Source organism: Paenibacillus ottowii (assembly GCF_006874425.1).
Lineage (GTDB): Bacteria > Bacillota > Bacilli > Paenibacillales > Paenibacillaceae > Paenibacillus > Paenibacillus ottowii.
Map to the genome: position 1 here is coordinate 643,658 of NZ_VIJZ01000002.1, position 13,640 is coordinate 657,297.

Genomic DNA, 13,640 nt, shown 5'->3' on the forward strand with positions numbered 1-13,640 from the left:
GCAATTTACGAATGTAATTGCTTGAACAACTGATCGGCCTGCTCAACATTTAATTCACCTTGCAGTACCTTCTGGATCAAGGATTGCATGGGCTGCGTAGAAGTTGACTCTACAGGCACTTGATTTGAAGCTTCCGCCGATTTGCTCAATTCCTTTGCTAAATATCTGGAAAATTCTTCGATGTTAGGATAGTCATATACTCTGGTTGCTGAAATAGCAGTTCCAAACCGTTTATTTACGTCCTGTACCCACTCTACGCCTATAATTGAATCCAATCCCATATCGATAAATTTATCATCCCGGCCAATATCCCTTTTGTCCATGCTCAAAGATTTCGCAAGACTTTCAATTAGTTCCTTCTCCAATGCATCCACCCGTATAGCCATGGGTCCATTTGCAGACCGTTTGACCTCATCCTGGATAGCAGGCTGCGGTGAGGAAATGATGGTTTTAGGTTGCGGTGCAGCAGGTGTCAATTCTGCGGGCTTGGCTGCCTTTTTTGGTGTATCGTCTATCTTCTCGATGTCAGAGACTGAGCGCAGCAAAATACCCTGCGGTTTTTCAGGTACTTTCGCTACTGTCTGTACCTGTACATTAGTGTTGACAGCAGGAGGGCTAAACACAGGCTCTCGTGCCGGAATCTCAACTAGAGGAGGCACCGTCTTGACTTCTTTAGGCTGGCTTCCGAACATAGGGATCCAATAGCTTTCCTGGGCAAAAGGATAGGTTGGCAGACTGATCCGATGAGGTTTGACATTTCCGTAAAGTCTGTTCCAATCGAATAACAGGCCCTGAACCCAAAGCTCTGCCAGCTTTGTATACTTGCCCTTGCTTATCCAGATATCTACCAGTTGTCCCATATCCTCGTCTGCTTCAAGAACAGTCAGGATATCTTTATTCTTCTTAGCTTGACCCAAATAGAGTCCGTCGATATCCTCATTCCCTGCCAGGAAGCCCTCCAGCTTTCCTTCAAGTTCCCTCGTAGACTTAGCTATGACCGCTAACCGTTCCTCCATAGCTTCACGTCCCACTTGAAGGGTAAATGCTATATCCTCCAAACTGGCTTCCGTGTATTCAGGCGTTCTGAGTGCAAAAAGCAATCTTTCCACCTGCTCGTACAATCGTTCTTGATTTTTGGCTGACAGCACAACCATGGACGGGCTTTGCGATATCATCGCAGCTTGTGTAGTCTCCTGCACCTCAGGGATGTATTCCTCAATCAGCACATGTGCGTTGGAGCCTCCGGCGCCGAAAGAAGAAATGCCTGCAATTCTTGGGTATTCAACGGTCTTCCCATTTATAGTGACGACCGGTCTTTTCCACTCTTCAAGCTCCTGCTGAACTATAAAAGGGCTATTGCTAAAGTCGATGTTCGGGTTGAGTATGTTTGAATGCAGCGAAGGTGCGATTTGCCCATATTTGAGCTGAAGGAGCACCTTAGTCACTCCAGCAATCCCAGCCGCACTCTCACAATGCCCTATATTGGATTTTGCCGATCCAATGGCGCAGAACTGCGTGTCTTCCGTATATTCCCTGAAAACCTTTTGCAAACCAGCGATCTCAATAGGATCACCTAAAGATGTCCCGGTGCCGTGTGCTTCAATGTAACTGATTGTTCTGGGGTTAATTCCAGCTTTCTTAAAGACTCTTCCAATTACACTGGCCTGCGCCTTAGGATTCGGAACTGAAAAACCATTTGTCTTCCCACCGTGGTTCACAGCGGTTCCCTTGATAACCCCGTATATGTGGTCGCCGTCTGTAATTGCTTTGGTCAGCGGTTTGAGCAACACGGCTCCTACACCTTCACCTGGCACATATCCATCTCCACCTTCTCCGAAGCTTTCGCACCGCCCCTTGCTTGATACGAACCTCCCTTGTCCAAGCATCAGGTATTTGTTCGGATGAATGGAGACATTGACGCCGCCGGCAATGGCCAGCTCACACTCGTCTTGCTGTAAGCTCTGACAGGCTAGATGTATAGTCGTCAAAGAGGATGAGCACATCGTATCCACAGCCATGCTCGGTCCGTGGAAATTACAGAAATAAGAAACACGATTTGCAATGGAGGCCGGATTCCCTGGAACGGCAATCATTTTGCCTCTAGCCTGCTCCTGCGCCCCGTAAAGTTGATATTCTTCGTACATAACTCCGACAAAAACGCCTACATTCCTTTCCACTCCAAGCCCTTCTCGGGTATAGCCTGCATCCTCAATCGTTTCATAGACGCATTTCAGGAACAAGCGCTCCTGTGGATCAATAATTTCTGCTTCTCTAGGAGAGATATTAAAAAATTTCGGATCAAATTGATCTACGCCTTTGATAAAGCCTCCCCACTTGCTGTAAGCTTTTCCAGACTTGTCCCCTTCCTCGTCATAGTGTATGCTGTGATCCCAGCGCTCTTTGGGAATTTCCGTAATGCAATCCTTTCCATTACGCAGATTGTTCCAGAATTCCCTAACATTCTCCGCCTCAGGATACATTCCTGACAAGCCGATGATGGCAATATCACCAGTACCTCTTGCCGTTTCCAGTTGCGGCTGGAATTTTTTCTGATCCAGCAATTTTGCCTGAGCCGGCATTTCACGAGCTGGTCTTCGGCTGCTGGAAAGCGGCCTTCCCGGGTGCTCTTTCACAGTGGAAGACGTAAACGCTTGGACGGCGTTGACCTCTTCCTCCATTCCAAGCAACTGAATCAGCCGCTTCTGGTGAACTTCAAGAAAATATTGGGTTAGCTCTCGGATACTCTGGTATTCAAAAAACAACGTTTTAGGTAGCATTCCGAATGTTTTCTCCAGTTCACGTGTCAGCTGTCTGATCATAATGGAATCAATTCCATACTTCTCCATGGGGGCATCGGCTTCAATCTGCCTTGCTGGCAGTCTGATCGATGCAGCAAGCAGTTGCTTTAAATAATTTACCGCTTTTTCGGCAAGCAGTTCTTGTCCGATTCCTGAGTCCTTTCTGCTCTCCATGATCATAGAGGGGGTATCTCCAGCATGATTCAGGGATGGCTGTTGCAGGAGCGTTTCTCTGAGCTGATTGGCGCGTCCTTCCAATACCATGACTTGATCTTTTCCAGAAGCCAGACTCTGGTACAAAGCTCGCATTCCTGTACCAGTCTCCATAGCGAACAACCCCATTTCCTCCATGATTTGTTTCGTTTCTCTATCAATATGCATTCCGCCTTCCTTCCACAGCGGCCAATTGATAGAAAGCGTCTGTCCCTGACGTTGCTTCTGTTCTACAAGTGTATTGCGATAGCTGGCATAAGCATCCATAAAGGCATTGCCAGCAGCATAGTCAGCCTGTCCTACATTCCCCAGGCTGCCTGCAACAGATGAATACAGGACGAAAAAGTCCAGCGGAATATCCTTGCAGGCCTGATCTAGATTGATCAATCCTGCAACTTTTGGCGCCAATACTTTCTGCAATTCCTCTTCTGTTTTTTTAATAATGAAATTATCGCAGGTCACTCCTGCGGCATGAACAATTCCATCCAGCTTCCCAAACTCTTCCTGAATATCCCCGATTAAATCCTCAACCGCTCTGTTATCGGCGACATCGGCCTGCCGAAATACAACTCTTGCTCCTAGGGCCTCTATTTCCTCAATTCTTGCTTTGGTGTGACCACGGAGTGCAGATCGTCCAACGAGAATTAAAACGGCATCTTTGGTTTGTCGTGCCATTTCTTCTGCCAGCATCAAACCAAGACTACCTATTCCTCCGGTAATCAAATATATCCCTGAGTCCTTCCATGGAATTCGGCCCCCTTCCCGCGAGGATTGGATCTCCGTCCATGCGGCAGCATATCGTCTGCCCCACTGATAGCGGACCTGTGTATCCATGGAGTTACGGCTATTTTCTTGCAGGATATTTATAATACCTGCTGCTGCATCTTCCTCCACATCCACTTCGATCAGTTGACCCACCAGTGTGGGATTCTCAAGCTGTGCTGTTTGTAAGAGCCCGTAAAGTCCCGAGAATACCTGTCTGTGATCCTGTACTGGAATGACAAGCTGAATCAATGTTTTGTCTTTGGATTGGGCTTTAAGCACCTGTTGAATTTGCTCAAACACCTGAGATGCGTAAGTTCCAAACCGTGCATCCACGCTCTCCTCTTCGGATTGCAGGATGAGACAATGTACCCCTCTCATTTGTGATTCGATCATTTCCCTGGAAATATGTGCTGGTTCACATAGAATGACCAAATGCTGCCGATATTCAGGTGCTGTGGCTCTCGGGAAAAGGACTTGTTCTTCCCATACAGGCTCAAGCATCAAAGTCTCAGGCGTCGTCAATTCCTCTGGTCCCCCTGTTCCTCTTTCTGCAATTCGTGATGAGAAGCCCTTCATGCTTACACAAACATTCCCCTGCATGTCGCACAAATCAATATCCAGCTTCTGCACTGGACTATCCTGTCTACTGCCTTCACGATCACGGACCCAAGCCCACATCTCCGATGTGCAGCCACTAAACACCTCAAGCTCTTCCACTGCAAACGGTAAAGCCGGCTTCATAGAAACTGTTCCATCGGACATGGCAGTGCCGTATGTGTCCATCATCAGGCCTATGGACGCTTGCAAAGCAGAATCCATCAAGCTAGGATGCATCACAAACTGTCCCATGGTCTTGTAAGCAGAAGTAGGCAAGGACAACTTGGCAAGTACCTGATCCACGCCAGTGTATATCTTTTCAATTCCTTGATGTCCCGGCCCATAGGAAACCTGCATCGCCGCAAACGCCTCATAACATTGCTGGGATGAATAGGTACCCAGATTGCACTGCTCCAGCAAGGCTTCAATATCTATGACAGGAATCTCAGCCAACGGAGCAATCGCTGCACTGCCCTCGCTATGCACAACTAGCTCTGTATCCGCTGATTCAGACTTGCTGTAGATTTCATAGGCAATTTCTCCACCATCTTGCGGATAAAGCCCAATATTTATAGCAATCGGCCGTTCTTCAGCTACCATAGGCCGGAGCCATAATACATCTTTTAGACGAACACAAATCCGATTTTCTTCCGGAGAAGCGACTTCCTCTACTGCCGCTCGCGCCATTTCAAGGTAAGCCACTCCGGGCAAAAGCTTTTGCCCCTTGATCACATGGTCTGCGAGGAAAAATTCTCTCCCCGTAAATGTGGAGCTGAACTGAAGGCCATAAATATCGGACGTATTTCGCTGAAGCAAAGGATGAAGGATGGTGGATGTCTCCTGCCTCAGTCCAACACCGTTTGCTCCCCTCAGCTTATTGGTATCCGTTATGCAATATCGTTCTCTGGCAAAAGGATAGGTAGGCAGGCTAATACGGTTCGGCTTATTCTTTTCGTACAGCACGTCCCAGTTAAAGACCTCGCCTCTTACCCAAAGCTGTGCGATTTGGACATAGTTGTTTTCATTAACCAGTGCCTCCATCATCTCGGCCGCACCCTGTTGTGTTTCCCGGTCTCTATTTTCTTCTCTATAGCGCTTGGCCTGCCCAACATATAAGCTATGAATACCTTCTCGGCCCTCCACAAAACCACTCAGCTTCTCCTCAAGCTCGGAAAGAGAAGCTGCAGTGAAGGCCAAACGTTCCTCCATCGCATCGCGTCCCGCCTGCAGGGTATACACTATATCTCCCAGACTATTATCTGTGAACTGACGCTCCCGGATTGCAGCTAGCAATTGCCGGGCCTGATCTTGCAACTGTGTTTCAGTCTTGGCTGACAGCACAACAATAGCCGGCTTTTGGGCACTGAAGGTAACCGGCTCCTTCTCCTGATTTCCCGGAACATATTCCTCGATGATCAAATGGGCATTGACACCGCCAAATCCAAAAGAGCTGACCCCGGCTCTCCGAGGAATATTATTTCCAGAAGCATCTTGCTGCTGTTTCCATTCCCTCGTCTCCTGAACGATATAGAAAGGACTGTCTTCAAGTTTGATATAGGGATTCATTGCATTGCAATGAAGGCTTTTAACAAGCTTTTTATGCTTCATCTGAAGCAGTACTTTGACGACACCAGCGATCCCGGCAGCCAATTCCAGATGTCCGATATTAGTCTTCACGGAACCTAGACCACAATGGGGCTCTTTGATCCCAGGTCCTTTTATAGTCTCATAAAGCTCTTTAAAGGCTGTTTTAAGTCCGTTAATTTCAATTGGATCGCCCAGTTCGGTGCCTGTACCATGGGCCTCCATGTAAGAAACTGTTCTTGGGTCGATACCGGCTTTTGTATATGCATTTACCAGCAAATCCGCCTGTGCCCTCGGATTGGGTGCTGTCAGGGAATTGGCCCGGCCTCCGTGATTGATAGCAGTGCCCCGGATTACGCCGTAAATATGGTCTCCAGCCTTTTCTGCGTCCTTCAGCTTTTTCAGGAAAAGCATGCCTGCCCCTTCACCGCGCACGTAACCGTTGGCCTGATCAGAGAAGGTTTTGCATCGACCGTCCTCACACAGCATCCCCGCTTTGTTGAAGCTAATATGAAGCTCTGGGGTGATAATCACATTGACACCACCTGCAATTGCCATTTCACAGCTTCCATCTTCTATAGCCTTTACTGCCCGGTGAATGGCCACCAACGCACTGGAGCATGCCGTTTCGACAGGCTCGCTCGGACCATGAATATTGAGGAAATAGCTCATACGATTAGGTCCCACCGACGGCGCCATGCCGCTGGAGGAATACGCCTCAACACCCACATTTCCCTGATAGATCATTCCGCTGTAGCCGCTGTTCGCAGTGCCTGCAAAGATACCTGTACGGCTTCCTGACAGTGTCCCTGCCTGGATGCCCGCATCTTCAATCGCCTTCCAAATATAGGTCATTAACAGGCGCTGCTGCGGGTCCATGAGTGCGGCTTCCCTCGGTGAAATTCCAAAAAATAAAGGGTCAAACTCATAAATCCCGTCAATAAACCCGCCCCACTTGATGTTTGTTTTATTGGTCTCATCCGCAGGGTCACCGTAATACGCCTTCCAATCCCAGCGATCTTCAGGTATTTCAGTGATACAGTCCCTGCCTTCCTCAAGATTTTCCCAAAATTCATTCACATCCCGGGCCATGGGAAATACGCCGCTTATGCCTACAATTGCAATAGGTTCAGAACCGGCCGGGGTCTGTTGCGGCATAGCTAGCATGTTCTCGTTTGAAAATCGGGAACGCTGGCGTCTACTGCGTATACCGTCTTCTCTACCGCTCTCTTCATTCTGCACGGCAGGCTCAGTCCGGGTCTGCACGATAAACTGCTCTCCAAGCACGATGGCATATTCGTCCACCAAATACCTGCAGAAGTCATGAAGCGTAGTGTATTCAAAGAATACAGCTGGGGTCAGATCAAGTCGGTACAAGTGATTGATGTTGTTGGTAAATTGCGTGAGCAAAATGGAATCAAAGCCATACTCACTCAGTTCTACATAGGCGTCAATATCTTCAAGTTTGACTTTCAGCAATTTCGATACCGCCTGCATCATGGCGGTTCGCACCTTGTCCAGCAGGTCTGATGCGACATCCCGTTCAGTGGCGGAAATTGCTGAAATACTTGCTGAAGTACTCACCGCCTTTTCAAGCTGTTTGGTTTCGGGATTCGTTATTAAGCCTACTATTTTTTTCATTTTTTCGAGATTGCCTTCCATCACCATAACCTGATCAGCACCCGTAAGCATGGCACGGTACAAAGCCTGAATGCCGGAAGAAGTTGAAATACTGCCCATGCCTGTTTGCTGTTTTACCAGCTTCTCTGTCTCCTCATCAATATGCATCCCGCCTTCTTTCCATAGTGGCCAATTGATGGATATCGTTTGCCCCTGGCGTTGCTGCGATCCTGTCAATGTGTTCCGGTATCTGGCGTATGCATCCATAAACGCGTTGGCGGTAGAATAGTCTGCCTGTCCCTGATTGCCCAGCCCTCCGGCTACTGACGAAAACAGAATAAAGAAGTCAAGAGGCAGGTGCTTGCTCGCCTGATCCAAGTTCACTACCCCTAGAACTTTGGGTGCAAGAACCTCCAGCATTTCCCCGCTATTTTTTTGGAGTATGCGATTGTCACGAATGACTCCTGCACTATGAATGATGCCATTCAGGCTTCCGAATTCTTCCTCTATTACCTGAATTAAACCAGCCACCGCCTGCTCCCGGGTCACATCGGCCTGCTTATATGCTATTCGTGCTCCTAATGACCCCAATTTCTTTATCTCTGCCTGCTTGTCCTCATCTAGTGCGGAACGGCCCGTTAAAATCAACGCGACATTTTGTACTTTATTTACAATTTCTTTGGCAAAAATAAGTCCCAAGCCACCGGCACCACCGGTAATGAGATATACTCCGTTCTCCTTCCACGGAATGTCCGCTGTTTCCGGAGAAAACGAAATCTCGTTCCAGCTAGAAATCCATCGTTTGCCTTTCCCATACCGGATCTGGATGTCTCCAGGACTCCAGCTGTTTTCTTTTAAAATATTTATGATTGTACTCGGGGCCTCAACCTGCTCAAGTTCTATCAACTGCCCCACCAGTTTTGGATGTTCTATTCTGGAGGTTTTTAAAAGACCTGAGAGCCCTGATACAAGCTGCTGCCCCTCCTGGTCGTTAGTGACAATCTGGATTAACACCTTGCCATGGTTTTTTTCTCTAAAAATTCTTTGTATTAGCTCAAGTATCTGAACGGCGTAATGCTGAAACTGTTCCCCAATTCTGTTCTGATCAGGTTGCAAAAATATGCATTGTGCGCCGCTTATTTGAGCTTCTACTTGTTCACAGGAAATCCTGGACGGCTGGCAAAGGATCACGACATGGCGATCATATACAGGTAAATCACCATCTATGGTAACTCCCTGCTCTTTCCACACGGGTTCAAGCATCAAGGTACCAGAATTGGACTGCGCGTCTGTGGGAATGGAGTCTATATCCAAAATTCTTGAAGAATAGCCCTTGATCCTCACACAGATCTCTCCGGTTTCGTCGCTCAGGTCAATATCTAGTTTCTGTGCCTTATCTCCTGTTTTACCATCTATATGGTATCGAATCAGCGCCCACATGATGGAGCTGCAATTTTTTATAATTTCAACTTCCTGAATGGCATACGGCAGAGCGGGCTTAATCTCGCGAGAGCCCAGCGTCAAGCCTATGGATGCCTGCAAAGCGGAATCGATCATGCTTGGATGGAGGATAAATTGGCTTTGAGTGTCAGAGACTGAGGAGGGCAAAGATAGCTTCGCCAGCACCTGACCTTCTCCCGCATATACCATCTCAATCCCCTGATGCCCAGGGCCATAATCAATTCCCAAATCTCTGAAAACGCTATACAATGCTGTCGGATAGAAGCTTCTACTGCATATATCCTGCAAATCTTTAATATTCAATGCAGGGACCTCTACCGCCGATCTTCGTACCGCATTGCCGTAGCTATATAACATAAGCTCTGTATCATCGGCTCCGTGATTTCCATAAATTTCATACGAAATCTCTTGATCTTCATGCTGGAAAAGCCCGATATGCAGCTGTATTGGTTCATTCTCTAGGGCAATAGGTCGTGCCCAAACCACGTTTTTAAGGCACATTCCGACCAGGTCGCCCTCATCAGCCCCTAGTGACTGCTCCACTGCTGCCCGGGCCATTTCAAGAGTTGCAGCCCCGGACAGCACCCTTTGCCCATTCACCACATGATCTTTCAGGAAAAACTCCTGACCAGTAAAAGTCGAGCTGAACCGCTGCTCCGAAAAATCGGAGGTGTTTTGGTGCAGCAAAGGATGAAGTGCAGCACCCATAACAGAAGCTGGGCCCCTGCCTGCCTTATTGTCTAGCTCGGGCGCCCAGCACCGTTCCTTTGCAAAAGGATAGGTTGGCAGACTCATTCGGCGAGGCCTGATGTCCCCATACAGCTTGTTCCAGTCCATCGTTAGACCCTGTACCCACAGCTCTGCAATTTTTTCTAATTTTCTCTTCTTGATCCAGGTTTCAAGCAAGGATCTGGCATCTTCATCTGCCTCAAAGAGTACGATCCCGTCCTTGTTCTTTTTCACCTGACCCGTCAGGACTCCAGCTGGCAGATGATGATGAATCAATCCATCCAGCGCTTTTAGCACATTCTCTTTTGAACCTGCCACAAAAGCCAGACGGTGGTTCATCGGCTCACGGCTTACTTGCAGCGTATACCCCATATCTGTCAGGCTAAGATTTGGCTGAGATGCAATAAAGTTTCTTAAATTTTCGGCATAGGTTACTAATTGCTTCTCATTTTTGGCAGACAATACGAAAAGAACGGGACTATGTGATTCGTCGTCTGCTGGTGAAATTGCAACCTCTGGACGATACTCTTCAATAATAAGATGGGCATTGGTACCACTAAAACCAAAAGAGCTCACAGCGGCACGCCTTTTGCTCCCATTAGAAGGTTCCCAGTCCTTCAATTGTGTATTTACATAAAATGGAGAATCATCAAAATCAAAATGCTCATTCGGGTTCTTGAAATTCAATGTCGGTACCAGCTTCTTATACTTCATGCATAACAACACTTTTTGCATGCTTGCTACGCCTGCTGCTGCCGAAGTATGCCCGATATTGCTCTTTACCGAGCCTATGGCGCAGAAGTTTTTCTGATCTGTTTGTTCTTTAAAAGCTGTGGATAAAGCCTCTAATTCAATAGGATCGCCCAACTTGGTGCCTGTCCCATGCATTTCAACATAGCTAATGCTTTCGGGCTCAATCTGATACTTATTGTATATCTCCTGCTCAAGCTCCATTTGGCTGTTCGCGCTTGGAGCAGTAATTCCATTGGTTTTTCCATCCTGGTTGATCCCAGTTCCGATAATAACTCCGTATATGTGATCCCGGTCAGCTTCCGCATCCTTTAGCCGCTTCAGAACCAGCACCCCTGCTCCTTCGCCTGGAACAAAGCCGTTGGCACTATTGTCAAATGTCTTACACTGACCATCTGGTGACAACATTCCGGATGCAGACATACCTACATAGGATTCAGGAGTCAGGTACAACGACACACCACCGACTAACGCCATTTCAATCTCTTTATTTGATAAAGCCTGGCAAGCAAGGTGAGTCGCTACCAACGATGAGGAGCATGCCGTGTCCACAGATATGGCAGGTCCTTTCAGATTAAGGAAATAGGAAATACGAGCCGCTGCAATAGCGTTGCTGTTCCCGGTAGTATTGCTGAATTGTGCTTTATGCTTGTAGCACATCATACTATACTCATTATTTAAAATGCCAAGATAAACCCCGCATTTTTTATTTGCCAACTGCGAGCCGCTATAACCTGCATCCTCAAAGGCTTTATAGGCCTCCTGCAAAAAGATGCGTTGCTGCGGGTCCATGCCTTCTGCCTCGGTAGGCGATATATTAAAAAATAACGGGTCAAAATATTCTATGTCCTTCAAGGCACCCAGCCACTTGCAATTTATCTTCCCCTCTTGCGCCGGACGCGGATCATACAAAGGATCTACGTCCCAACGGTCCTTTGGAATTTCAACAATGGAGTTTTGGCCTTGAGCGAGATTTTCCCAATATTGCTGTACATCTTCAGCACCAGGATATCTTCCCGAAATCCCGACAATTGCAATTGCCTCTTGATTTTCCGAAGTCACGGGCAATGATTTCTCTTCTGCTTCTGCCCGGCGCAATGACACCATTTTCGCCTTGGGCAACTGCGCTGGAGAACATTGGATCGTGTCTGTTCGTGGTAAATGGACTTCTGCTATAGGTTTGTCCGTGTCTGAGACTGTGTCCAAGGGCTGCTGTACTAAGCTTCTCTTGCCCCCATGTTTATTGATTTCTTGTGCCAAAAACTCGGTAAATTGCAGAATAGTCGGATAGTCGTAGACTTTGGTAGCTGCAATAGATGTGCCGTAGCGCTTATTCAGGTTTCGAATCCATTCTACGCCTATAATGGAATCCAATCCGATATCTATAAAGTTTCTATCTGCCTCAATCTCGTTTCGTTCCATGTACAAGGCTTCGGCCAGACTGGTCGTCAGTTCTTCCCGTAATTGCTCTGTAGAGACACCAGACGGAATCGTGCCGGATTGTGGCTGCTGCTTTTCAGCCGATATCGGCATCAACTGAATCTGAAGTGAGGCCTCTGCCTGCTTATCCGATTCCAATGATACGAGCAGCGGTGAATGCTTTGCAGTCGCCTGATCCGTAATAGACACAGTAGAAGACGGCACGCTTATCTCGGTCACACGATTGCCCAATTCCTTTTCTAAAAATCTACTGAACTCCCGTATGGTTGGATAATCGTAGACTTTTGTCGCTGTTATAGATGTGTAGTAGTGTTTATTAATGTTTCGAATCCACTCTACGCCTATAATGGAATCCAATCCAAGATCAACAAAGTTTTTATCCTCATCGATCTCGTCCCGATCTATATATAAAGCTTGCGCCAGACTTGTTGCCAGCTCCTCCTGCAATATTTCTGACGATACAGATAGGACAGGAGCAGTTATCACCTGTTCTTTCTTCTTTTTGTCATTCTTTGCAGCACGCATTCTCCCTTCCGGAGAAGTTAAAATAATCGGTGTCCCCTGGTGGGTGGCAGACTTACTAAGTTGCGGCTGACTGTCCGTTAAATTCCGTAAGGAAATCCCATTTGGTTTTTCAGAGCTACTCGAAAAATCGGATCGCATTAGAACTTCAGAAAGAGCAGGCTCCATCACTTGAGACTGAACATGAACTACTTTTTCCTGAGACTCCATTGGAATTCTTTCCACGGATGGGATCGTAATATCCGTGATCCAATACCGTTCCTTTGCAAAAGGATAGGCTGGCAGGCTTATTCTCTGCGGCTTGGCATCTCCATAAAGCATGCTCCAATTCATCGCCAGTCCCTTTACCCAAAGATCCACTATCTTCGCATATTTCCGTTTTCCGATCCAGGCAGCGATCGTTTTTTCCATATCTTCATCTTCTACCAGTGCGGTCAGCGCCTCTTTGTTTCGTTTGACCTGACCTTGGTACAGCTCGGAAATTCCCTCCTGGCCTTCCAGGAATCCTTTCAGCTTTTCCACCAGCGCTGGCATCGATTCGGCAATTACCGCCAGGCGTTCTTCCATCGCTTCACGTCCTACCTGGAGCGTGTAGGCTGCATCAGCCAGATTGCTTTCTGTGATCTCTCCTTTTCTGATCACGGACAATAATCTCTCGACCTGCTGTCTCAGCCGTTCCTCATTTTTGGCCGACAACACGACAATAACGGGGTTGTGAGCTGTCACACGGATTGGTGCCTTCTCTTCCGGGACGTACTCCTCGATGATGACATGGGCATTGGCGCCTCCTGCTCCAAACGATGAAATCCCCGCCATCCTCGGGTATTCCCGTGTCCCTCCACCAAGCTCAACTACCGGTCGCTTCCATTCCTCCAGCTCCTGCTGGACGACGAACGGCGTCTGCTCAAAAGGAATGTTCGGATTCAGTTCCTGGGCGTGCAGGCTGGGAACCAGCGTCCGGTTTTTCATCTGCAGGACAATTTTCCCAATCCCTGCGATGCCCGCCGCTGCCTCCAAATGTCCGATGTTGGACTTCACAGAGCCCACGGCGCAAAATCCCTTATCCTCCGTATCTTTCCGGAAGGCCTGAGTCAGACCAGTCACTTCAATAGGATCTCCCAATTCTGTGCCAGTTCCGTGCGCTTCGATATAGCTGATGGT

General features: G+C 47.8%; 1 protein-coding gene. It reads right to left on the reverse strand.

What is annotated here, in order from left to right:
* Positions 1-5 precede the first annotated feature (5 nt).
* On the reverse strand, positions 6-13,640 hold a 13,635-nt coding region (locus FKV70_RS07100), incomplete at its 5' end, for an SDR family NAD(P)-dependent oxidoreductase (protein WP_142612252.1).